Below are 22,659 nucleotides of genomic sequence, written 5' to 3' on the forward strand. Positions count from 1 at the left end.
CCGCCGCCCCGGCCGCCGCCAGCACCAGCGCGAGCCCCCCGGCGACCGCGGCCACGCCGTCCCCGATGTCCCACGGCTGAAACGCGTAGTCGAGCTCACTGGCCGGCAGCCCGTCGTGGTTCTGCTGCCCCATCAGCCCCCAGGCGGCCACCGGCACACCACCGACGAGCGCGGCCCCGGCCGCCACGATTCCCCGATTCCTCATACGTCCAGGATCGAGGGCCGGTACGGGGCCGTCATGAGCACGCGTACTCAGATACCGCCCTGGATGTCCGGGCCTGCCGCGCCGTTCCAGTCCTGTGAGTCGGCGTGCGGGATGATCTCAGCTGTGGTGGGCGACCCACATACCGGCGGCGGATCAAGCCGGGACCACGCTGCGGCCCGTCTCGTGCGCGTAGAGCGCCGCGCGGTCGCGCAGGGCCGCGTGCACCGCCCCTGCGCGTCCCTGCGGCGCTGGGCGGGGCCGTTCGGGAGGTGCAGGATGCCCGCGTTGCCGCGGGAGCCGCGCTGGACCTCCGCCGTGCGGGGGATGCGCAGCGACTCGTAGCGGGCCAGGCGGTCCGCGATCGCCCCGGCCGGCGCGTCGGCGAGGCAGGCCGCCAGGTCCATCGCGTCCTCGATCCGGACGCTCACCGCCGCCGGCCAGGGAGCGGCGGCGGTGAAGGCCGCCCCGGCGGGCACGGCGGCCGCCCCCGTGGAACCCTTCTCACTGCCCCTGACGATCCCGCCGGTCCTCACCCCGTACCGCCGCACCCACACCGGGAGCCGCGGGGCATGTCGCTGTCGTCGGCCCGGTCTCGCAGCCGGAGAGGCTGACCGTCGCCTGGACGGTGCTCGTCAGGCAGGCCTCGTCACGCAGACTGATCACCCACGATCTCATCAAGCGGCGAACCGCCGCCTGGCGTGGTGCCGTCGTCGGCTACCGCAAGCACGGGCGTGCCTTCCCGGCCGACGTGGCCGCGTCGGACCGTTCGCGACTGTCACTGCCCCGGAGATGGTGACCGGCGAGCCGCCTACGGCTTGGGCGCGGGTTGTTCCCCCGAGCCGCGGACGATCAGGCGGGTGGGAACGGTGATGGTGCGTGCCCGGGAGCGGTCGCCGTCGAGTCGGGCCAGGGAGGTGGCCGCGGCCCTGCGGCCGACTTCCTCGGGGTCCTGGGCGACGACGGTCAGGGCCGGTTCCAGGGCTTCGGCGAGGGACACGTCGTCGAAGGCCACGACGGCCACCTCCTTGCGTTTGCTGCGGGCGAGTTCGGCGACGATGCCGAGCGCCATGATGTTGTTCCCGGCGAACAGGGCCGTGGGGGGATCGGCCAGGTCGAGCAGCCGGGAGGTCGCGGCCTCGGCCCCCCGCTGGTCGTGCGCACTGGCGACCAGCGAGCGGTCGTAGGGGAGGCCGGCCTCGTGCAGGGCCGCCCGGTATCCGGCGAGGCGCTCACGACGGGTGTACAGCTTGACCGGCAGGTCGCCGACGAAGCCGATGCGGCGGTGCCCGTGGGCGATGAGGTGGGCCACGCCCTCGTGCGCCCCGGCGCGGTTGGAGCTGACGATGCTGTCCGTGGACAGGCCGACGCCCGGCCGGTCGAGGAAGAGGATGGGCAGCCCCGCCGTACGGTGCGACTTGAGGTCGGAGTGGTCGGCGCCGACGGACGGTACGACGATCAGGATGCTGACGCGCCGGGCGAGGAACTGGGCCGTCAGGGCGCGCTCGCGCTCCGGGTCGTCGGCGGACGAGCCCATGAGCAGGGTCAGTCCGCGGTCCCGGACCGTTTCCTCGATGCCGCGGGCCACCGCTCCGAAGAAGGGGTTGGCCAGGTCGGGGACGACCAGCCCTATGGTCGTGTCCGGACCGCCGACGCGGATGTTGCGGGCCATGAGGTTCGGCTGGAAGCCCAACTTGGCCACCGCGGCGAGTACGTGTTCCCGTGTCCGCGCCGATACGGGCCCGTCCTCGTTGAGGACTCGGGAGACCGTCTTGGCGCTGACGCCTACTTCTTTGGCGACATCGGCCAGGGTGGGGCGGCGGCTCGCTGCCATGGAGGAAACCGTCTCCTGAGTGCTCCCGGGTTCCGGGCCGCGGCCTCGGCCGGAACATGCGAGAGCGGGGTTTGCGCTGTCAGGTGGCCTGTACTCCGGCGGCCTTCGCGGCCTCGGAATCCGCTACGACAGTATCTCCAGCCTCGTCGACGGTGAGCGCGCCGGTCATGATGGCGACGACCTCCGCCATGGAGTAGTCGGACGGCTTGATCACGGCGGCGCGCCGGCCCAGCCGGTGGACGTGGATCCGGTCGGCGATCTCGAAGACGTGCGGCATGTTGTGGCTGATCAGGACGACCGGCATGCCCTTGTCGCGGACGCGGCGGATGAGGTCGAGGACCTGGCCGGACTCCTTGACGCCGAGGGCGGCGGTGGGTTCGTCCATGACGACGACGCTGCGGGCCCAGGCGACGGCGCGGGCGACCGCGACGGCCTGCCGCTGTCCGCCGGAGAGCGTCTCGACCGACTGGGTCAGGGAGCGCAGACCGATCTTCAGGTCGGCCATGTGCTCGGCGGCCTCCTGACGCATGCGCTTCTTGTCGAGCATGCGGAAGGCGCTGCCGAGGATGCCCGGGCGGCGCAGCTCGCGGCCGAGGAACATGTTCGAGGCGATGTCCATGGAGGCCGCCACGGCGAGGTCCTGATAGACCGTCTCGATGCCGTGGGCGCGTGCGCTCTGCGGGCCGGAGAACTGGATCGGCTTGCCGCCCAGGCGTATCTCGCCCTCGTCCGGCACCACCGCACCCGTGAGGGCCTTGATGAGGCTTGTCTTGCCGGCGCCGTTGTCGCCGATGACGGCGAGGACCTCGCCGGGCAGCAGGTCGAAGTCGGCGCCGTCGATGGCGGTGACCTGGCCGTAGCGCTTGACCAGACCGCGCGCCTGCAGAACGGGGGTCTCGGTGGTGGTGGTCATCGGGCCTTCCTCCGGGAGATCTGGTCGACGGTCACCGCGAGGATCACCAGGACACCGGTGATCAGGGTCTGGTAGATCGACGCGACGCCCATCAGCTGCAGGCCGTTGCGGAACACACCGACGATCAGGACGCCGATGAACGTGCCCAGGACCGACCCGCGTCCGCCGAAGAGGCTGGTGCCGCCGAGCACCACGGCGGTGATGCTGTCGAGGTTGTCGGTCTGCCCGGCCTGCGGGTCACCGACTCCCGTGCGGGAGATGAGCAGCAGGGCGGCGATGCCGTAGAGGACGCCGGCCGCGGTGTAGACGCCGATGGTCAGCCGGGAGGTGCGGATGCCGTTCAGCCGTGCCGCTTCCGGGCTGTTGCCCAGGGCGTAGACGTGCCGGCCCCAGCTGGTGCTGCTCAACGCGTAGGCGAGGAGGAGGAACAGGCCGATGGTGACCAGCGAGCCGTACGTGATGTCGGTCTTGCCGAGCGGGAAGGTCTGCCCGAGGGCCGTCAGCGGGCCGGGCAGGTTGGTGACCGTCTGCTCCTCGGAGTAGATGTGGGTCAGCGCGAACGCCACGTTGAGCATGCCCAGGGTGACGATGAACGGTGGCAGCGGGATCTTCTGCACCAGCGCCCCGTTGAGCAGACCGAAGCCGCCGCAGACCGCCAGGCCCAGCGCGATGGCGGCGAGCGGCGGCAGGGAGCCCTCGGCGGCCATCTTGGCGATCACGATGCTGCCGAACGCCATCACGGCACCGCAGGACAGGTCGATGCCCGCGGTGAGGATGATCAGGGTCTGGCCGATGGCGAGGGTGCCGACCACCATGACCTGCTGCACGATGAGCGAGAAGTTCCCGCCCGTGAGGAACTGGTCGGTCGAGACGGAGAAGAAGGCACAGGCCAGAAGCAGGGCGACCAGCGGGCCCGTGGTCGGTTGCGTGAGCAGTCTGCGGACCGTGGTCGGCGCTTTCAGCTCCGCGTACGGCTTTGACGTGGAGGGTGGCGTGGACGTGGCAGTCATGCGAGGTCCTTGTCGGAAGGCAGAAGTCCTTGTCCGGCCTTGTCGGGCGGCAGGAGGACGAGGGGGCGGCCGTCCCGGGCCGGGGCGGCGGGTCGGCCCGGCCCGGCGGTGGGTCCGGCCGCCCCGCTTCAGGGGTGTCGAACGGCGGCAGCCGCGAGGCGGCCGGGGGGCGGCGGCTCAGCCCCAGCAGTTCTCCAGGCCGAAGGCGGTGTCCTTGGAAGCGACCCCGTCCTGCGCCTTGTCGGTGACCAGGGTGACGCCGGTGTCGGTGTAACCCGACACCTTCTTTCCGTCCTTGGCGTACGTCACGACGGCCTTGACGCCCTCGGCGGCCATCTTCAGCGGGTACTGCTGCGAAGTCGCGGCGATCTTGCCGTCCTTGACGGCCCGGGTGCCGGTGCAGCCGCCGTCGACGGAGACGATCAGGACGTCCTTCTCCCGGCCCTTGGCCTTCAGCGCCGTGTACGCGCCCAGCGCGGCGGGCTCGTTGATGGTGTAGACGACGTTGATGCCGGGTTCCTTCTGGAGGCAGTTCTCCATCGCGGTCTGGCCCTTGGACTGGTCGCCGCCGGTGTCCTGAGCACAGGCGACGTCCTTGTCGGTGACGCCGAAGCCCTTCAGGAAGCCGTTGTGCCGCTGAACGCCGACGGAGACGCCCGGCGCGAGGTCGAGGGCGGCTATCTTCGCGGTCTTGCCCTTCATCGCGGCCTTGGCGTACTCGCCGATCAGCTCGCCGGCCTTGAGGTTGTCCGTGGCGAAGAGGGCGTCGACCGCGCTCTGCGGCTCGGTCGGAGTGTCCAGGGCGATGACCAGCACACCCTTGGCCTTGGCCTTCTCGATCGCGGGCACGATCGCCTTGGAGTCGCTGGGGGTGATCAGGATGCCCTTCACACCGGAGGCGACCATGTTCTCGATGGCGGTGACCTGACCGGCGTTGTCACCGTCGAACTTGCCGGCCGCCGTCATGAGCTTGACGCCCTCGGCCTTCGCGGTCTTCTCCGCGCCCTCCTTCATCTTGACGAAGAAGGGGTTGGTGTCGGTCTTGGTGATGAGGCCGACCTTGACCTCGCCCGAGCCGGTGCTGGTGCTGCCCGATCCCGATCCACAGGCGGTCAGGGCGAGCGCTGCGACACCCGTGCACGCGGCGGCTCTGAGCAAGGAGGAGGGCAGACGAGAGGTGCGTGACATGAACGACTCCTGCGGGATGTCGGGCGGGTGGTCGGCAGCGGGGCCTGCCGTCCCGCGATGTCAACGTTGACCGATGTCATCGTTGACACTGCTTGGCGAGGATGATGGACTCCGTTCCCCGGCAACGTCAATGCCTTGCACTCGTCACAAATCGGCAACGCCCCTCGGTGGCCGTCCCGCCCCGAAGTCCTTCGTCGGCATGCCCGGGTCATGCCCGATCGCGATCCGCTTTCCGCTCCGCGCGTTCCCAGAGAAGAGCAGCCCATGAACCCGCGCCAGATCACCGTCCTCGGAGAATGCGTCGCCGACGCGTTCACCGAACCCGCACGCGCCCGGAACGAACTCGCTCTGCGCGTGCTGCCAGGCGGCGGACCCGCCAACACGGCGGTCTCCCTGGCCAGGCTCGGCACTCCGGCCCGCTTCCTCGCCCGGCTGTCCGGCGACGTGTTCGGCCGCCTCTTCCGGGCTCACCTCGCGGAATCCGGCGTGGACCTCTCGTACGCCGTCGAGGCCCCCGAGCCCAGCACGCTCGCCGTGGCCGAACTGGACGCCCGGGGGCAGGCCGCGTTCTCCTTCCACGCCCAGGCGACCGCCGACTGGCAGTGGACCGGCGCGGAACTGGCCGGGGTCGACCTGGCCGGCACCGCCTGTGTGCACACCGGGTCGCTGGCCCTGGTCAAGGAACCCGGGGCGGCGGTGGTGGAGGAGTTCCTGGCGGTGGCCGCCCCCGGGGCCACGATCAGCATCGACCCCAACGTCCGCCCGCTCCTGGTACGCCCCGAGGTCTACCGCGCCCGGCTGGCGCACTGGTGCGGCCTCGCGGACGTCCTGCGGCTGAGCGAGGACGACCTGGAGCTCCTCCTGCCCGGGACACCGCCCGAGCAGGCGTGCGACACCTGGCATGCGGCGGGGGCGCGGCTCGTCGTGATCACGCGGGGCGCCGACGGCGCCCTGGCCTCACTCGACGGGCAGCGGGTCCACGTGCCCGCGGTGGCGACACCGGTCGTCGACACGGTCGGCGCGGGGGACTCCTTCACCGCAGGCCTGCTGCACCACCTCGGCACCCAGGGGCTCCTCGGCGGCAGGCTGACGGACCTGCGTCTCGCCGATGTCGAGGCGGCCTGCCTGTTCGCCGTGCAGGTCGCCGCCCTGACCTGCTCGGTGGCCGGACCCAACCCGCCCTGGCAGGACCGGCTGTCGCCACTGCCCCTCACGACGGACGCGTCCGCCGTCCGGCACCTCGACTCCACCCGCTGATCCGACGGGACCTGCTGGAGTCCAGGGAGCCTGCTGAAGGCCACCGGGTGCTGAAGGCCACGGAAGCCTGCTGATCCGCCGGAGTCCGCTGAATCTCACGGAAGCCCGTGATCCGCCGGAGCCCGCTGAATCCCACGGGACCCCGTGATCCGCCGGAGCCCGCTGATCCGACCCGAGCCCGCTGATCCGACCCGAGCCCGCTGATCCGACCCGAGCCCGCTGATCCGACCCGAGCCCGCTGGTCCGACCGGAACCCGAGCACCCCACCAGAATCCGCTCGTCCCACCAGAACCCGCTCACCCGACCGACAAGGACGGAAGACCATGACGAAAACCCTGCTCGCCGAATTCACCGCCCGCGAGGGAGCGGAGGACGAGGTCACCCGCCTGATCCGGGACTACGCCCTGAAGGTGCGCGAAGAGGAAGGCAACCTGGCCTTCGACGTCTACACCAAGACGGCCGCCCCTCGCGCCTACTGGATCTTCGAGGTCTACCGGGACGAGGACGCCTTCCAGGCCCACCTGAAGGCCCCGTACGGCGCCCCGTTCAACGCGGCACTCATGCCGCTGATCGAGGAGGACGCCTCCGTCCTGACGTTCCTCGACCCCCTGGTCTGAAGCGCGTTCGGCACCAGGCCGGTCGTGCACGACCTCCGCCTGGAAGAGCCGCCGGGCCGGCGGGAGACGGCGATCATCTCGGGTTCGGTCATGCTGGCCGTCTCCCGCGTACTGCCTGCCGTGGACGATCCGATCGCCCCGTCCGTCACCCGCCGGCGAGGATCATCCCCCTGAGCACCGGCTGAGATGACGCCTACAGTCGGTCCCCCACGCCGGCCGGTTCCGGAGGATGCCGCCCGCCGCCGTCCTTGCTGTCCTGCTCGCAGGTTCGTCTGTCGTAGGCCTGGTCATTGGGGATCAACAGCACTCCGGCAACCCGCTCAGGGCGCTCGACGGCGAGCCACTCCTCGCCCGAGTGGTCACCGCCCGGCCCGAACGCCTCGGACGAATGGACCGTCTGACACCCCAACGCCACGCGCTCCTCATCGACCGCGCAGGCGTCCACCGCGGGGCCGGATGTGTCGTCGGCGCCGTCGAAGCGGTAGTGGAAGTAGACCCGGTCACCTTCGGCGGGCAGCTGCGGGTGGGGCTCAAGCCGCCAGTCGACGACCTCGGCGGTGACGCCGAGAGGCCGCCCGGACGTGTCCTCGACCCGCACCCTGACACCGGCCTCACCGCGCTCCGCCGTCGTGTCGGTGCAGGCCCACAGGGACGAGCAACCGGACAGGGCGAGAGCCACCAGAGCCGACGGCACAGCGGCGAGTATTCGTGCGTGAACCACTCAGGTGACCTCCAGTCGGGGTGGAGCCGGCACACGCCCACCCCGCGGCACCATCACGCCGGCCGCGCCGCCGGGAGATGACCCAGCAGTGACAACCACCAGGACCCTCAGGGACGGTAGGGATCGCGTGTGGTCGGCAAGTAGTCGTTCCCCATCCCCCTTCCGTAGGTCACTCGATCGTTCTGCGCCTGTATCCGCCGAGTTTGCTCGATGAGGAGTCCGTCGGCGTTTTCCGTCCTGCTGTTCTGTCGTCGCAGGAGCACGCAGATCAAAGCCAGCGCCGTCAACAAGAACAGGCCGAACAGGATGCCCAGCTCGATCACCAGAGTCCCCCTATGTGTCATGTGTGCGCTATGGGTGCGCTGCCGGTACGGGTCCGGTCAGGTCGTGATCGTCCCGATGACTGCGCAGGTGCATCCTTCCCCCCAGGCCCGGCCATCACGCAACGTGACCTGGAGTCGGCCGAAATGATCGACGGAGCGGCTCCGGCCGCAGCTGCTTCGGGGCGAGTGATCAGGTACTCCGCCCGGGCAGTCGTCCACCGGGTGTCTCCGCCGGTTGTCAGCGGTGGCCGGTGCGGCCCGTCGGAACGGGCGGCCGGGGCATGACCCCATCGTGCCGCGAGGCGCGGCACGATGGTCCACCCACGCCATGTCGGCCGTCGCGACGAGCGACTGGCCGGCCACGGTCACGGGGGTCACACCGGTGAACGCCACGATGTCCCAGTGGAGATGCGATTGGTCGGCGTACCCGAAGTCGGCCGCGACCCGGGCCGCCTATTGGCCCCCGGCCAGGCGGGTGGCGGCCCGGCCTGCGCCCGATGCCCAGCTCCTCAGGTGCGCACCGTGCGATGAGGGGGCGCCGCCCCAAGCCGAGCCGTGCCGTGGTCCGGCCGCGAGGCGTCCGGGATTCGCGATCCCGACCCGTGGGCGGTAGCGGGCAAGGACGGGTCGCACGGATCGCGGCGCTGCCGGACCTGTCGCCGTCATGACGGTGCCCTCGTTTCGTGGCTCCGACCCGGACAGCGCGCGAGGAGGAACCGTCAGCGGGGTCGATCGTCCGGGATGTCGTACGAAGTTCGATACTTCGTTCAGCGATCGAAAGTATGGGCATGTCTGCCGCGCGTCAATATCTCTGCCGAAGAAGGCGCTTTCGCGCCGGGTGGCAGGCGGGCAGTCCGCTTCGCCCGCTGCCCCGTGTTACCCAAACGTGATGGCCTGCTTCTCGCGCAACCTCTTGACCAGGGGGGATGGTGGGCGCTCATATGACCTCCTCATCACTGACACACTTGAGGGAGGTACGGTCGTGGCATATCCGGCGCGCAGCAGCACCTCCCTGGCAGGTTGCGGCCAACGATTAGACCGCGCTTCTCCTTGCGAAAGCCGGGCGAAGTGAGCGCCCGTACTCCCTGCGACGCCGCCGGGTCCGGGTTCGCGCCCCGGAGCCGGAGTTCTCGGCACCTCTGCTGAGCCGGGTCCGCCAGGGCCTCTTCGCAGTGGCGGAGTGAAGCCGCGCCCTGCTCCTGGAGCCGTCGAGGAGTGGAACGAGGGAGCGGCCCGACCGGAGCACTTCCGGTCGTCATCGAGCCCGGACCCATCGCCCGCGTCGGCCGGGCGGCATCAGCGCCACGACCACTTCGCCGACCCCGACCCTGATCCCGCCCTGCCCGCCGATCTGCTCCTCCGGTGCCGAGCGCCTCGCCGGCTCCCCGCCCTCTGTGTCCGGTTGTTCCCAGCCGCACTCCACCCTGGCCACCCTCTGACGGCACGCGCCACGCATGTTCAATATTTCGAACGTTGGTCGACCCGCAGAACCGGCATCACTTTCCTGGTTTCCGACGGAACGTCAGAAGCCGCAGCAACCGAGTCCCATCCCCGGGCCGGCTCAACGAAGGAGATCAAGCATGCTCAGCAGAAGAAACTTCCTCACCGCCGCGGTCGGTGTGGCGGCTGCGACCGGACTCGCGGCCTGCGCCAAGGAGGACGGCGCCTCTTCCGCCTCCGCCGGCAGCGGCAGCAAGGCGATCACCCTCGGCTTCTCCCAGGTCGGCTCGGAAAGCGGCTGGCGCACCGCCAACAGCGACTCGGTGAAGTCGGCCGCCAAGGAGGCGGGTTACACCCTCAAGTTCTCCGACGCCCAGCAGAAGCAGGAGAACCAGATCTCCGCGATCCGCAACTACATCGCGCAGAAGGTCGACGTCATCGCCTTCTCGCCGGTGGTCGTCACCGGCTGGGACGCGGTGCTCAAGGAGGCCAAGGCCGCGAAGATCCCGGTGGTCCTCACCGACCGCTCCGTCGAGACCTCCGACGACTCCCTGTACGTGACCCTGGTGGGCTCCGACTTCACGGACGAGGGCCGCCGCGCCGCCAAGATCCTGGAGAAGGTCCTGGAGAAGGCGGGCCACAAGGGCGCCGTGAAGATCGCCCAGCTGGAGGGCACCACCGGCGCCGCCCCCGCGATCGAGCGCGCCAAGGGCTTCAAGGAGGTCATGGAGGCGGACCACGCGGACGACTGGAAGGTCGTCGTCAGCCAGACCGGTGACTTCACCCGGGCCGGCGGCAAGCAGGTCATGGCGGCCTTCCTCCAGTCCAACCCGGACATCAACGTGCTCTTCGCGCACAACGACGACATGGCCATCGGCGCCATCCAGTCCATCGAGGCGGCCGGCAAGAAGCCCGGCAAGGACATCCTCATCGTCTCCATCGACGGCGTGAAGGACGGCTTCGTCGCCATGTCCGAAGGCAAGATCAACGCCATCGTCGAGTGCAACCCGCTGCTCGGCCCGCAGCTGATGGAGGTCGTGAAGAAGGTCAAGGACGGCGAGACGGTCGAACGCTGGATCAAGACCAAGGAGAGCGACTTCATGCAGGACCAGGCCAAGGACGCGCTCCCCACCCGCAAGTACTGACCGACCGTCCCCACCGGCGGGAGCCTCCGGCCGGGCCGACATCCCTCGGCCGGGAGGCTCCCCGCGGACCTGGACCATTCACGAGGAGCGCTGCCATGGCAGAGCCGCGGCCCGTCCTGGAGATGACGGGCATAGTCAAAGAGTTTCCGGGGGTACGGGCTCTGTCGGGCGTCGACTTCCGGCTCTTCCCCGGCGAGATCCACGCCTTGATGGGCGAGAACGGTGCGGGGAAGTCCACCCTCATCAAGGTGCTGACGGGCGTCTACTCCCTGGACGGCGGCACCATCACCCTGGACGGCGAGTCCGTACGGTTCGGCAGCCCGCTCCAGGCGCAGCAGGCCGGCATCAGCACGGTCTACCAGGAGGTCAACCTCTGTCCCAACCTGTCGGTGGCGGAGAACATCTTCATCGGACGCGAACCCACCCGCGCCGGCCGCATCCAGTGGAAGCGGATGCGCAAGGAGGCGGCGGAGCTGGTCGACCGGCTCGGACTCGACATCGACGTCGCCGCGCCGCTGTCCTCGTACCCGCTGGCCGTGCAGCAACTGGTCGCGATCGTACGGTCGGTGGGCACCGTGGACGGGGACGGCGCGGGACTCGGCACCAAGGTGCTGGTCCTCGACGAGCCGACCTCCAGCCTCGACCGCGACGAGGTCCTCGAACTGTTCCGCCTGATGCGGCAGTTGAGGGACGAGGGCGTCGCGATCCTGTTCGTGTCGCACTTCCTCGACCAGATCTACGAGGTCTGCGACCGGATGACCGTCCTGCGCAACGGCACCCTGGTCGGCGAGCACCTGGTCCGCGACCTCGACCAGGTCGGGCTGATCGAGCTGATGATCGGCAAGGCCCTGGACCAGCTCGAGGAACTGCACGAGCACCAGATGCGCTCCGACGTCGGCGAGACCCTGGTCAAGGCCGAGGGGCTCGGCCGCACCGGCGGGATCGCCCCCTTCGACCTGGAGATCAACAAGGGCGAGGTGCTCGGACTCGCCGGCCTGCTGGGATCGGGCCGCACCGAACTCGCCCGGCTGCTGTTCGGAGCCGACCAGCCCGACAGCGGCAAGGTGACCATCGGCGGCGAGCAGGTCTCCATGAGCGCCCCGAACGACGCCATCGACGCCGGTGTGGCGTTCTGCTCGGAGAACCGCAAGAGCGAGGGACTGGTCCCCGACCTGACGGTGCGCGAGAACATCATCCTCGCCCTCCAGGCGGCCCGCGGCTGGACCCGGCCCATCCCGGCCTCCCAGCGCGACGAACTCGTCGCCACGTACATCAAGGCGCTGGACATCCGCCCCGCCGACCCGGAAGCCCGCGTCGGTCGGCTCAGCGGCGGCAACCAGCAGAAGGTACTGCTCGCCCGCTGGCTGATCACCCAGCCCAAGCTGCTGATTCTCGACGAGCCGACGCGCGGCATCGACATCGGCGCCAAGACGGAGATCCAGAAACTGGTGGTGTCCCTCTCCGAGGACGGCATGTCGGTGCTCTACATCGCGGCCGAACTGGAGGAGGTGCTCCGGCTCAGCCACACCATCGGAGTGCTGCGCGACCGCCGGCTGGTGGCACGGCTGACCAACGGGCCGGAGATCACCACCAGCAAGATCCTCGAGACCATCGCGAGCGGAGAACACCAGTGACCACCACCTCCCGCTGGCGAGCACTGACGCATCACCACCTGTTCTGGCCGGTCGCCGTCCTGATCGCCCTGCTGCTCGTCAACGTCCCCTTCACGCCCGGCTTCTTCTCGATCGACATGACGGACGGCCACCTCTACGGCAGCCTCGTCTCCATCGTGCTGTTCGGCTCACCGCTGATCCTGGTCGCGGTCGGCATGACCCTGGTCATCGCCACCGGCGGCATCGACCTCTCCGTCGGTGCCGTGGTCGCCATCACCGGCGCCCTGACCTGTTCGTACATCAGCGACCAGACCGACCAGAACACCCTGTCCGCGGTGTTCCTGGCGATGGGCATCGGGCTGGTGGCCGCGGTCGTCTGCGGTCTGTGGAACGGCTTCCTGGTGGCCAGGATGGGGATCCAGCCCATCATCGCGACCCTCATCATCATGGTCGCGGGCCGAGGTGTCGCCCAGCTGATCACCGACGGCCAGATCATCACCGTCAACAGCGAGCCGTACAAGCTGATCGGCGGCGGCTACTGGCTGACCCTGCCCTTCTCCGTCTTCGTGGTGACCGCGGTGGTGGCCGTCACCGTGGCGCTGACCCGCCGCACGGCGCTCGGCCTGCTGGTCGAATCGGTCGGCGGCAACGCCGAGGCCAGCCGCCTGGTCGGCATCAGATCCACCCGCATCAAGATCATGGTCTACATGTTCTGCGCCCTGTGCGCGGGCATCGCGGGCCTGATGATCAGCTCCAACACCTCGGCCGCCGACGGCAACAACGCCGGTCTGTGGATCGAACTCGACGCCATCCTCGCCGTGGTGATCGGCGGCACCTCGCTTGCCGGCGGCCGGTTCTCCATCGGCGGCACGGTCGTCGGCGCCCTCGTCATCCAGACCCTGACCACCACGATCTACACCATCGGCGTGCCGACCCAGACCAACCTGGTCTTCAAGGCCGCCGTCGTCATCGTCGTCTGCCTGCTGCAGTCCCCGAAGTTCCGGGCCAAGGTCTTCGGCGCGAAGGGCCCCGAGGGCCCGCGCCGGGACGCCGCCCCGGTGGAGCCCGCTCCGGCGGCCGACGCCGCCCCGAAGATGGAGGTGTCGCGATGAGCGCGACCGCCCAGACCCCCAAGGCGGCTCCGCGCGGCAGCACCGCCTCCCGCGCCCGCGCCACGCGCCTGCTCGGCGACCGGCGCCTGCCCGTCCTCGTCACGGCCGCCCTGTTCATCGCCATGTACGTCGCCGGCCTCAGCCGGTACCAGAACTACGGGTTCGGCGAACCCCAGGTGTTCCTCAACCTGTTCATCGACAACGGCTATCTGCTCGTCGCCGCCATCGGTGCCACCTTCGTCATCATGTCGGGCGGCATCGACCTGTCCGTGGGCTCGATGATCGGCTTCACCACCATGTTCACGGCGTGGCTGGTGGAGCGCCAGGGACTGCCGCTGCTCCTGGTCGTGCCCCTCGCACTGGCCGTCGGCGCCTTCGGCGGTTTCCTGATGGGCTACGTCATCCACAACTTCGAGATCCAGCCCTTCATCGTCACCCTCGCCGGGCTCTTCCTCTTCCGCGGGCTGTGCCTGGTCATCAGCAAGGAGTCCATCTCCATCAACGACGCCTCGGTGGGCACCCTGGCCCAGACGCGGGTGTCACTGGGCGTGGGGGACCTGTCGATCGGCGCCGTCGTGGCCCTGGTCGTCCTCGCCGTCGCCGCCTACGTGCTCCACTACACCCGCTTCGGACGCCGGGTGTACGCCATCGGCGGCAACGAGCAGTCGGCCCTGCTCATGGGCCTTCCGCTGGGCGGCACGAAGATCGCCGTGTACACGGTGAGCGGCTTCTGTTCGGCCCTGGCGGGCCTGCTGTTCATGCTCTACATCCAGTCGGGCGACCCGCTGCACGCCGTCGGCATGGAGCTCGACGCCATCGCCGCGGTGGTCATCGGCGGCACCCTGCTGACCGGCGGTTCCGGCTATGTGCTGGGCACGCTCTTCGGTGTCCTGGTGCTGGGTCTGATCAAGAGCGTCATCACGTTCGAGGGGACGCTCAGCTCCTGGTGGACGAAGATCGCCACGGGTGTGCTGCTGTGCGCCTTCATCCTGATCCAGCGGACCATGACGTCACGCCGGAAGGCTTGACGGGCATGGCTGAGAGCCGCGACAGCGGCAAGTGAGCCGACGCCGTCGGCGCGGCGACCACGGGGCCAAGGGAAAGCCGCAGACACGGGGCAACGGAAGAAGGGGCCGCACACTGCGCAACCGTTCACAGCTTTCCCTTGGCTTCCCGCAGGACCCGCCACGGGCAGTGCGGGCCGACGCCGGGTCGGCGACCCCCTACTGCGTCGCGTCACAGCTCTCGCAGCGGCTCACAGCCGCCCGCTCGGTGTTGCCCTGGGTAGCGCGGAGCGGGCTGGAGGGAGTGAGACGACGCCATGCTCCGGGTGAAGGGGCGAGCACCCAGCCGTAGCGGGGTGGCTGGATGTCGGCCGGGTCGATGTGCGTGCAGCCCGGAAGGTGGGCCTTGCCGCTGGTGTGGATGATGATCGAGACTGCCGGCCAACCGTCCCATTCGCTGGTGGTGGCTGCGCTGCTGTGAGCTGCGCGCGGAGCGCAGTCGGCGCAGTTGTGCATTTCATGGCGTTCGCAGTACTGCATCGTCCTCACCCCGTCAGGTCTCGAGCCGTTGCTCGGTGCGCTCGAGCCACCGTCGGTACCAGTGCGCGAAGTCATGCCCGGTAGCCTCGATTCCTCGGTCCATCGGCCTCAGATCCTCCCAGATGGCACCTCGGTGCGGGCCCGTCATGACCATCAGCGACGCGTAGCCGCATCCCTGCTCGCTGAGGAACACCGCCCCCGCCTCCTGCGCGTCGTACAGCTCCTCGTAACGCGCGTCCCAGGCCGCGTACGCGCGACCGAACTCCTCGTCGGTCGCGAAGGCCTTCGGCGTGGGCTCCTCTGCCTCGAGCGCGGTGAGCTCGCTTCGCAGCGCCTCGGCCACGAAGGGGCGTCCGGCGAACTCGGCGGTGGTCGGCTGTGCGGGGAAGGCAAGCCCGATGCCGAGCCACTGCCACCGACCGTTACAAACGGTCGGTGTCATCAATCCGTAGTCGGGGCCGGCTCCCCCTCCTCCGACGCGAAGCAGGAAACTCCGATACTGCGCCGGCAGACTGCCGCCCAGGTCCGCTTCCAGCGCTCGGATCTGTTCTTCGCTCATGACCGGACCGAGGCGAAAGCCATGCCCCCGTGCCCCGAAGATCGCGTCTGCCCCGGAGTGTTCGGCAAGCCGAAGCACCCGCTCCCGCACTCCCGCCCACATATCTTCGCCCACGGGCTCACGCTAGCGAGACGCCCACCGCACTGGCACGGGATTTACCGTGGAGCAACGACGAAGCCTCCGCTCGAACTGACATGACAGGATTACGAGACGCTAGCCAGCGCCCATCCCGGCGGAGCGAATACGGCGAGACCTCCGCCAACCCCGGACCGTGTGGGCCACCATGGCGATCGCAACGGCAACAGCAGTGAACCGAACGGTGGTCCAGGTACCCAGAACAATCTGACTCGGCCCGCGCGACTCCGTCTCCAGGCGCATGGAAGTCTCGTAGAAAGCCACCAGGGGAACAAGCAGCCGGAAGAACAGGCCGCCGATGCCCGGTACTTGTGCGAGGTTCCCCAGGAGCCCGAGGGGTGCTCCAAAGAAGAATGCCAGCGCACCCCAGAGGGCAATTCCGGATGACCTCGCACCCGAGAAATTCAGTCCACCCAGGGAGGCCAGGTTTCCCTTGATCAGGTAGTAGGCCACGACACCGATAGCCAGCCCCAGAGGCGCGAGGATGACCGATTCGATTTTGGACCGGCGGAAATAACCCACCAGAAACGCGTAACAGGCCCATGGCCACCCCCCTGTGAAAACGGCGCCCACGGCCGCACCCGGACGACCACCCCAATGCTCAGCGGTAGGCCCTATCAGACCAAGCAACAAGCCAAGCCCGAGTGGCACCGCAAACGACGCGACCCGAGCATCCCGTAAGTTCACTCTCTCCCCTTCGGTCACAATATGGAACGACTCCGGGCCCGTGTGCGCCCGATGTCACGCCCCACCCGAGGGAGATCACCCCTCATCACGGCGGACCCAACTGATCTACCAGCACATGACCAGCGGACGAGACCGAGCCATCGCGGACCGGCGCGGGGACATGATCCGCAAAGACGGATGAAACACCCGCCTCGAAGAGGGGGGGGCGATCACGCCCGGGTCTCCGGCGAGACCTCCGGACTATACGGTCCAGCGGCCTCCTGCCGAGTCGTGTCGGCCCGGTCGCGTGTGCTGACCTGGCAAGTCAGCACCATGCGACGCACTGCGTCGTCCAGGCTTCGCATGGTGGCTTCGTTCACTTCGAACGGCAACGTTTGTCCACCGGTTCGGGAGGCAGCTACCGGTCGGCGGCGCAGTGGATGTTCACGAAAATGACGTCACCGTGAGGCGGCCAGGCAGCTATGAGGGCGGCAGATTGACGCATCGTCGACGTGACGGGGTCATACCGGTGTGGGTGGGTGCCGGTAGGCGTCGGCCAGGGCGGCGATCGTCTCCGCCATCTGTCCCCTCAATTCGGTGGGCGCCACGACCTCGGCTTCCGCGCCGAGCCGTAGCAGCATTCCGACGGCGTGTTCGACGGACTCGGTCGGGATGACGACCTGGACGCGGCCGTCGGGGCCCGGTGGCCCGGCGCTGTCCCGGGCGGCGCGTGCCACTGCCGGTTCCATGAGGTCGGGCAGCTGTTTCAGGATCCGTGGCGTCAGCCGTACTACGGCGTCGCCCTGGTGGCGGCGGGCGTCGAAGCCGGCCAGATAGGAATGCCAGTGCGCGGCCAGGTCAAAGCCCGGGGGCCGCTCGAAGTGGTCCTGCAGTACCTGGATGCGGAGGATCTGGGAGACACGGTAGGTGCGGACGGGTTCGGGCCGGCCCGCGACCAGGTACCAGCGGCCCGACTTGAGCACCAATCCGTAGGGCTCCAGCGTCCGGGTCACCTCCTGGGGGGCCTTCCACCGCCGGTAGCGGACGCGGATGCGGTGCTGCCGCCACACCGCGTCGGTCACGGCGGCCAAGTGCGGAATGGGGTCGGTTTCTGCGTACCAGCCAGAGGTGTCCAGGTGGAACCGCTGCCGTATGTCGTCGGTCCGGTCGCGCAGTTCGTCGGGCAGCGCGGCCATCAGCTTGAGCTGGGCGGTGGCGAGCACGGTGCCGAACCCGAGGTCCGCGGCCGGTCCGGGCAGTCCGGCCAGGGAGAGCGCCTGCGCCTCTTCGCGGGTCAGTCCGGTCAGCCGGGTGCGGTACCCATCGACCAGCCGGTAACCACCGTCGTGACCGGGGTCGCCGTAGAGCGGAACACCGGCTGCGGCGAGCGACTCCATGTCCCGGTACACCGTGCGGACGGACACCTCCAGTTCGTCGGCCAACTGCTGGGCAGTCATCCGGCCGCGGGTCTGGAGCAGGAACAGGACGGACAGCAGTCGACTCGCACGCACGACGAAAGTCTGCCGCACTCCACTGACAGGAGGTGTCAGGGGAGCCGGATTAGCTTGCCGGCCGGGCGCATGCCCAGCGAACCGGATACTGCAAAGGACAGGCGTATATGAGCACTCCATCAACCCGCAAGCCCGGCATCGGCGACTTCGACTTTCTGGTGGGCACCTGGGATGTGACGAACCGGCGGCTCGTCGCGCCGCTGACCGGCAGCCCCGAGTGGGACGAGTTTCCGGGAATCGCAGTGTGTAGCGGCACTTTGTTTGGCGGAGCCGCCAACCTTGACGAGATCAGCTTCCCGACCAAGGACTTCAGCGGCCTGACGCTCCGCCTGTTCGACCCCGTTCGGGCGCAGTGGTCACTGAACTGGGTGAACAGCCGAACCGGGTTGCTGCAGCCGCCCGTCGTCGGTCAGTTCCACGACGACGGGCACGGCGAGTTCCACGGCGACGACACCCACGACGGCACCCCCGTCTTGTGCCGCTTCATCTGGTCGCAGATCACGTCAATATCGGCCCACTGGGAGCAGGCGTTCTCGAGCGACGGCGGGCAGAGCTGGGAAACCAACTGGACCATGGACTTCCGGCGGACCGGGGAGACTTCCGCGTGACCGGCGTGCCTGCCGCGCGGGAACTCTCGGCACCGCCGGTCGGGAGACTGACCGTCTGGCAGGGGGCCGGACTGTACATCGGCGCGGTCCTCGGCACCGGTGTGATCGCCCTCCCCGCACTGGCCGCCCAGGCTGCCGGGCCAGCCTCGCTGCTGGCCTGGCTCGGACTGGTCCTGCTGTCAGTGCCTCTGGCAGCCACGTTCGCCGCCCTTGGCGCCCGGTACCCGGATGGCGGCGGCGTCTCCACCTACGTCCGGCATGCCTTCGGCGCACGGGCGGCAGCGGTGATCGGCTGGTGCTTCTACTTCGCCGTACCCGCTGGCGCTCCGGCAGCGGGGATGTTCGCCGGCGCGTACGTCGCGACCGCGGTGGGCGGCGGCCAGCGCACGGTCGTGGTCACGGCGGCGGTGCTGCTGGTCTTCGTCGCGGTGGCCAACGGCTTCGGTCTGTCCGTCACCGGTCGTATGCAACTCGCGCTCGCCGTACTTCTCGTCGCGCTGTTGCTGGCCGCCGTCGTCACCGCACTGCCGCACGCCAATGTGCGGAACATGCATCCGTTCGCGCCGCACGGTTGGCCCGCGGTCGGCTCGGCCGCAGCACTGCTGGTGTGGAGCTTCGCAGGCTGGGAGGCCATCACCCACCTGGCAGCCGACTTCCGGCACCCGGCGCGGGACCTGCCCCGGGCCACCGCCCTGGCGGTCGCCGTCGTCGGCGTGCTCTACCTCGCCGTCGCCGCCGTCAGCGTGCTCGTGCTCGGCCCGGCCGCAGGCACCGCAGACGCCCCGCTGGCCGAACTGCTCGCCATCGGCATCGGCGGAACCGTCCACACACTGGCCGCGGCCGCCGCCCTGCTGCTCACTCTCGGCACCATGAACGCCTACTTCGCCGGTGCGGCGAAACTGGGCGCGGCACTCGGCCGGGACGGCGCGCTGCCCGCCTGGTTCAGCCAGGGCAGCAGCGTTGGCGAGGTGCCACGACGTAGCCTGGCAGTCGTGTCGGGGCTGTCGGGGCTCGCCCTCACCGCCACCACGGTCGCCGACGTCGGCCCGCAGCCACTCGTCCTGCTCACCACCGGTTCGTTCGTGACCGTGTACGCCCTGGGCACAGCCGCCGCCCTGCGCATCCTTCCCCGTGGCGCCCTGCCCCACCGCTCCGCACTTCTCACCCTTATCGCGGTCGCGGCACTCCTCGCCATGACGGGCTGGTACCTGCTCTGGCCGCTGACCATCACAGCGAGCGCACTGTGCTACCTGCGATGGCGCCGTGCAACAGGCTCCGCATCGACCAATCCGGCGTCACCCTCCGCCTGGCCGGACGCCTGCACCACATCGGCGTCGGACGAACCCACGCCCGAACCCACGTGATCATGCTGGTCAACGACCTGGACGTCCGGATCGTCAACGCCGCAACCGGCGAACTACTCCGCGACCTGACCATCGACCCCAGCCGCGACTACCAACCCACCGGCCGCCCACCCGGCCCACAACGACGATGACCCCGAACCCGGTCTCCTCGGCGATGCACACCGCATGAGTGCCATCGGAGGCTTTGCTCTGCCAGGCATGCCCTGGCCCGTTCGAGGATTCACGCCGACACCAGTACCCGCCTATTCCACCAGGGTCAGTTCTTCAGCTGCTTCGAGCCCCGCAGCCCGCACTGCTGCCTGACAGAAATCCTCGGGTGGGCAGTATTCGTGCTCCGTCATGTAGTGAAGCATCAAGTTCGGCGCGGCATAATACGTTCCGTCTTCGCCTTCCACACGGATTTCTGCCGAACCGAGCAGGACCTTTGTGTTACTGGTCGGCCCACCGAAGACGAAAGGTCTGTCGGCGTCACAGAACTCGCAGTGATGGATGCCGCGCATCTGGTTCTCATAGGCGGCGCAGAGGACCTTCAGAGCCTCCACCACACGCTCGTCCACGAGCCCCTTGGAGTACCCGTGCTTCGGTGATAGCCATCCCACGTTGAGCATGTCGCGAGACGACTGGTCGTAGGAGTAGGGGGACAGGTCGGGATAGTAGGTCATTTCCTGCTCCTCAGCGCCGCGGGTCGCAGTGCTTCCGGCAGATCGCCAGATGGACCGGCCCCATGTTGGGTTTGAGGATCTCGCTGAGCAAGGTCCCGGCGCCACAGTGTAGTTCGGGACGGGCTTGCCAGGGCCGACGATCTTTGTGGGCTTGATCTGCTCTCCCTTCTCGATCGCGAGGCCAACCGACTGCCGAAGACCGATGCCATCTTCCACGTAGAAGCATCCCCAGGTTCCGCTGGGCATCTGCATGTCGCCGGTGCCTCGGACGTACCAACCATGGCCGGCGATGACGGCCTGACCGTCCGGACGGCCGCCCGGGATGCGCTCCGCGGCGGGACCCACGCCCTTGCCGTGTGTGGAAAACCGTCGTGGCTGCGATGTCACAGCGGGTTCAAATCCCACCGCCTCCGCTGCCTTAGCAGTGAGAATAGCCCCTGACCTGGGATGTTGGTCGGGGGCCGTTCGTATGACCGGACTCCGGGAGTGACCGAGGTTCCCCGCGATTCCCCGCTTGATCGGGCTTGGAAGGGGCACGACTCTTTCTCGCGTAGGAAGTCAGGAACGGGGGATCGCATACTGGCGTCATGCTCTCGCCACAGCGGTTCCGAGACGCCCGGCACACGAAGTATGACTTCCTTGATCATGTGCTTGTGCGCTGCCCGAAGTGCGCTGGCACAGCGCATGTTGCCCCGATGGCACCTGTGGCCGGGGGCGGGGCCCTTTCGGTGTTCACGCGCCGCCGTCTGGTCTGTAGGGCTTGCGGACTGTCGCGAGATGCGGTTGGAGGGCGCCTTTGCCTTTACCGGGGCCGAGGTGAAGCTAAGGACCCGTATTTCGGTCTGCCTTTGTGGTTGCAGACAGAGATGCGACACGGCTGGTTGTGGGCCTACAACCCAGAACACCTGGAGCTGATCAGGCAGTTCGTACAGGCGCCGTTGCGTGAGCGAGCCCCGTTCGATGGGCAAGTACGAATGACGCTTGTCGCGCGGCTACCAACCTGGATCAAGAGTGCGAAGAACAGGGAAGAGGTCCTGCGGGCCATCGACCGGATCCGGTCGTCCCTCGTCGCCTGACCAGCTCAACTCACCACTCACTCCCAGCTTCCATCCCGTCTGCCGTCGACCCACACACCGTGGAGCGGGCGTAATCCCCGGCGTCCAGGTGGAGCGCGCCACTGTACGGACGACCTGGACGCCAGGGGCCGCGTCTGCTCGGCTCTGCCTGGGTCGACGGTGGACGGGATGGGAGCTCCCCGCGCACGCCACCTACGGGCTCGCAGTCGGCGACGGCGCCCCCTCCATCCCGGTGCCGGCCGATCCCCCGCCGGAGGCAATGCGTGCCGGCGGGTGCCGCCCGGCGAAGGCGCGGGTCGCTCGGGAGAGGCTGACGAGCGGTCCGAGCCAGGTGAGTCTCGTCAGACCTTCTCGACTCGCACGGGGCGACCTGCGAGAAGCTGATGCAGATCGTCGGCGTCCGAGGTAAAGACGGTTGCCTGGGCTCCCTGCGCGGCTTCCCGGGCAGCCACGGCCGCCAGGACGGCGTCAATGGCGTACCTGTGCCCATGCAGGCCGGCGGTCTTCAGCATGTCCCGTGCCGTGGCGATCACCTGGTCGTCCGTGTGCACGATGCGGATCCGGGACAGCGTCCAGTTCCACAGCGCCTGCCTCGTCGTGTCGCGAGGGTTCCATGCCTCCAGGGTGGTGAGCGCCGAGCTGACGATTGGGATGTCGAGCCGTGGAGCCGCCTTGACCAGTGCGATCATCTCCTGATCGCCCTGAACCGCCTTGGAGAGGGCCTCGGAGTCGAACACGAAGACGCGCTGTCGCGGCTGGTGCAGCTTTGCTCGGGAGGCACGGCTCACGCGGCAGCACCGGGATGCGATCGCTGCTCGTCGTGCCAGTCGTCGATGGCGGCGATGCGGTCCAGCGCCGCCTGCTGCTCGTCGTCCGTCACGGCGCCGTGCTCTGCCTCCAGACGCTCGGCCAACTCGCGCAGCCGGTCCATGGCGTCCTGGTGGGCGGCGGCGGCCGCGATGTAGCCGGACACCCCTCGCGAGTCGACACGTTCCTTGATCGATTCGACAAGGTCTTCCGGCACGGTGATGGTGATCTTCCGGGTTGCCATACTTCAAGTATGCCAGGCTCTGTGCCGGACGACCCGGATTTCTCTGCGAACCGGCCCGAAAACCTCCGTCGGCACTCTCGTCCAGGCCACCGGCCCTTGCCGATCCCC

The 22,659-nt window shown here is 68.9% G+C and carries 25 protein-coding genes; 10 read left to right on the forward strand and 15 right to left on the reverse strand.

All coding sequences use genetic code 11. From position 1 onward, the window contains the following. The 6 genes from C1J00_RS04025 to C1J00_RS04050 form a co-directional block, all read right to left on the reverse strand. Nucleotides 1-205, reverse strand: a 205-nt coding sequence (locus tag C1J00_RS04025; protein WP_219728318.1) for a hypothetical protein, incomplete at its 3' end; no start/stop codon positions are given. 47 nt (nt 206-252) lie between these two features. After that, nucleotides 253-738, reverse strand: coding sequence for an FAD-dependent oxidoreductase (locus tag C1J00_RS46370; RefSeq protein ID WP_245936186.1), 486 nt, complete (start codon nt 736-738; stop codon nt 253-255). A 275-nt stretch (nt 739-1,013) separates the two neighbouring features. Further along, on the reverse strand, nt 1,014-2,036 hold the full coding sequence (locus C1J00_RS04035) for a LacI family DNA-binding transcriptional regulator (protein WP_102907644.1): 1,023 nt from the start codon (nt 2,034-2,036) through the stop codon (nt 1,014-1,016). Nucleotides 2,037-2,115: 79 nt separating this feature from the next. Further along, the gene (locus C1J00_RS04040; RefSeq protein ID WP_102907645.1) at nt 2,116-2,949 is read right to left on the reverse strand and encodes an ATP-binding cassette domain-containing protein; all 834 of its coding nucleotides are present in this window, start codon (nt 2,947-2,949) and stop codon (nt 2,116-2,118) included. After that, nucleotides 2,946-3,959 carry an ABC transporter permease gene (locus tag C1J00_RS04045; protein ID WP_102907646.1) on the reverse strand — a complete coding sequence of 338 codons (1,014 nt, stop codon included), beginning with the start codon at nt 3,957-3,959 and terminating at the stop codon, nt 2,946-2,948. The genes C1J00_RS04040 and C1J00_RS04045 overlap by 4 nt, the downstream gene beginning before the upstream one ends. A gap of 177 nt (nt 3,960-4,136) precedes the next feature. Beyond that, complete coding sequence (locus C1J00_RS04050; RefSeq protein WP_102907647.1) at nt 4,137-5,147, reverse strand: sugar ABC transporter substrate-binding protein; 1,011 nt, start codon at nt 5,145-5,147, stop codon at nt 4,137-4,139. A 264-nt stretch (nt 5,148-5,411) separates the two neighbouring features. Here C1J00_RS04050 and C1J00_RS04055 point away from each other — a divergent pair, with 264 nt between their 5' ends. The 3 genes from C1J00_RS04055 to C1J00_RS45020 all read left to right on the forward strand — a co-directional run bounded on the left by C1J00_RS04055 (nt 5,412) and on the right by C1J00_RS45020 (nt 7,195). Then, nucleotides 5,412-6,404: a carbohydrate kinase family protein gene (locus tag C1J00_RS04055; RefSeq protein ID WP_102907648.1), complete on the forward strand. Its 993-nt coding sequence runs from the start codon at nt 5,412-5,414 to the stop codon at nt 6,402-6,404. 323 nt (nt 6,405-6,727) lie between these two features. After that, entirely contained in the window at nt 6,728-7,021 is a 294-nt protein-coding gene (locus C1J00_RS04060; RefSeq protein ID WP_102907649.1) for a putative quinol monooxygenase, read from the forward strand. A gap of 24 nt (nt 7,022-7,045) precedes the next feature. Beyond that, entirely contained in the window at nt 7,046-7,195 is a 150-nt protein-coding gene (locus C1J00_RS45020; RefSeq protein ID WP_180989397.1) for a hypothetical protein, read from the forward strand. A gap of 19 nt (nt 7,196-7,214) precedes the next feature. Here the strand turns inward: C1J00_RS45020 and C1J00_RS04065 are convergent, their stop codons facing one another. Further along, the gene (locus C1J00_RS04065; RefSeq protein WP_180989398.1) at nt 7,215-7,742 is read right to left on the reverse strand and encodes a hypothetical protein; all 528 of its coding nucleotides are present in this window, start codon (nt 7,740-7,742) and stop codon (nt 7,215-7,217) included. 107 nt (nt 7,743-7,849) lie between these two features. Beyond that, nucleotides 7,850-8,065, reverse strand: coding sequence for a hypothetical protein (locus tag C1J00_RS04070; protein ID WP_102907650.1), 216 nt, complete (start codon nt 8,063-8,065; stop codon nt 7,850-7,852). Between the two features lie 1,580 nt (nt 8,066-9,645). Here C1J00_RS04070 and C1J00_RS04075 point away from each other — a divergent pair. From C1J00_RS04075 to yjfF, 4 genes are all read left to right on the forward strand, one after another. Continuing rightward, a complete protein-coding gene (locus C1J00_RS04075) occupies nt 9,646-10,650 on the forward strand; it encodes an ABC transporter substrate-binding protein (RefSeq protein ID WP_102907651.1) in 1,005 nt (334 codons plus the stop codon). A 95-nt stretch (nt 10,651-10,745) separates the two neighbouring features. Further along, a complete protein-coding gene (locus tag C1J00_RS04080; protein ID WP_102907652.1) occupies nt 10,746-12,284 on the forward strand; it encodes a sugar ABC transporter ATP-binding protein in 1,539 nt (512 codons plus the stop codon). Next, nucleotides 12,281-13,375, forward strand: coding sequence for an ABC transporter permease (locus C1J00_RS04085; protein WP_102907653.1), 1,095 nt, complete (start codon nt 12,281-12,283; stop codon nt 13,373-13,375). Before C1J00_RS04080 ends, C1J00_RS04085 begins: the two co-directional genes overlap by 4 nt. Next, the gene (yjfF, locus tag C1J00_RS04090; RefSeq protein WP_102907654.1) at nt 13,372-14,403 is read left to right on the forward strand and encodes a galactofuranose ABC transporter, permease protein YjfF; all 1,032 of its coding nucleotides are present in this window, start codon (nt 13,372-13,374) and stop codon (nt 14,401-14,403) included. The genes C1J00_RS04085 and yjfF overlap by 4 nt, the downstream gene beginning before the upstream one ends. A gap of 195 nt (nt 14,404-14,598) precedes the next feature. Here the strand turns inward: yjfF and C1J00_RS04095 are convergent, their stop codons facing one another. The 4 genes from C1J00_RS04095 to C1J00_RS04110 form a co-directional block, all read right to left on the reverse strand. After that, nucleotides 14,599-14,919, reverse strand: a complete 321-nt coding sequence (locus C1J00_RS04095) for a hypothetical protein (RefSeq protein WP_219728319.1) — start codon at nt 14,917-14,919, stop codon at nt 14,599-14,601. A gap of 13 nt (nt 14,920-14,932) precedes the next feature. Further along, nucleotides 14,933-15,478: an SMI1/KNR4 family protein gene (locus C1J00_RS04100; protein WP_180989399.1), complete on the reverse strand. Its 546-nt coding sequence runs from the start codon at nt 15,476-15,478 to the stop codon at nt 14,933-14,935. 213 nt (nt 15,479-15,691) lie between these two features. After that, complete coding sequence (locus C1J00_RS04105) at nt 15,692-16,135, reverse strand: hypothetical protein (RefSeq protein WP_245936187.1); 444 nt, start codon at nt 16,133-16,135, stop codon at nt 15,692-15,694. Between the two features lie 665 nt (nt 16,136-16,800). After that, on the reverse strand, nt 16,801-17,790 hold the full coding sequence (locus C1J00_RS04110; protein WP_102907656.1) for a helix-turn-helix transcriptional regulator: 990 nt from the start codon (nt 17,788-17,790) through the stop codon (nt 16,801-16,803). A gap of 107 nt (nt 17,791-17,897) precedes the next feature. On the opposite strand from C1J00_RS04110, the gene C1J00_RS04115 reads away from it, so the two are divergent. Genes C1J00_RS04115 through C1J00_RS47585 form a run of 3 tightly spaced genes read left to right on the forward strand, consistent with a single transcriptional unit; the run spans nt 17,898 to nt 19,893 of the window. Beyond that, the gene (locus C1J00_RS04115) at nt 17,898-18,398 is read left to right on the forward strand and encodes a hypothetical protein (protein ID WP_102907657.1); all 501 of its coding nucleotides are present in this window, start codon (nt 17,898-17,900) and stop codon (nt 18,396-18,398) included. After that, the gene (locus C1J00_RS04120; protein ID WP_245936188.1) at nt 18,395-19,762 is read left to right on the forward strand and encodes an APC family permease; all 1,368 of its coding nucleotides are present in this window, start codon (nt 18,395-18,397) and stop codon (nt 19,760-19,762) included. The genes C1J00_RS04115 and C1J00_RS04120 overlap by 4 nt, the downstream gene beginning before the upstream one ends. Nucleotides 19,763-19,764: 2 nt before the next feature. After that, nucleotides 19,765-19,893, forward strand: coding sequence for a hypothetical protein (locus C1J00_RS47585; protein ID WP_281262742.1), 129 nt, complete (start codon nt 19,765-19,767; stop codon nt 19,891-19,893). Nucleotides 19,894-20,004: 111 nt separating this feature from the next. Here C1J00_RS47585 and C1J00_RS46380 read toward each other — a convergent pair whose 3' ends face one another. The 3 genes from C1J00_RS46380 to C1J00_RS04145 form a co-directional block, all read right to left on the reverse strand. Next, nucleotides 20,005-20,769 (reverse strand): DUF7919 family protein, encoded by a 765-nt coding sequence (locus C1J00_RS46380; RefSeq protein ID WP_245936189.1) that lies wholly within the window; start codon nt 20,767-20,769, stop codon nt 20,005-20,007. Nucleotides 20,770-21,841: 1,072 nt separating this feature from the next. Further along, nucleotides 21,842-22,288 (reverse strand): PIN domain-containing protein, encoded by a 447-nt coding sequence (locus C1J00_RS04140; protein ID WP_102907660.1) that lies wholly within the window; start codon nt 22,286-22,288, stop codon nt 21,842-21,844. Further along, nucleotides 22,285-22,551, reverse strand: coding sequence for a hypothetical protein (locus tag C1J00_RS04145; protein ID WP_102907661.1), 267 nt, complete (start codon nt 22,549-22,551; stop codon nt 22,285-22,287). The genes C1J00_RS04140 and C1J00_RS04145 overlap by 4 nt, the downstream gene beginning before the upstream one ends. Between the last annotated feature and the right edge of the window lie 108 nt (nt 22,552-22,659).

The organism is Streptomyces cahuitamycinicus, from assembly GCF_002891435.1.
GTDB classification, from domain to species: domain Bacteria; phylum Actinomycetota; class Actinomycetes; order Streptomycetales; family Streptomycetaceae; genus Streptomyces; species Streptomyces cahuitamycinicus.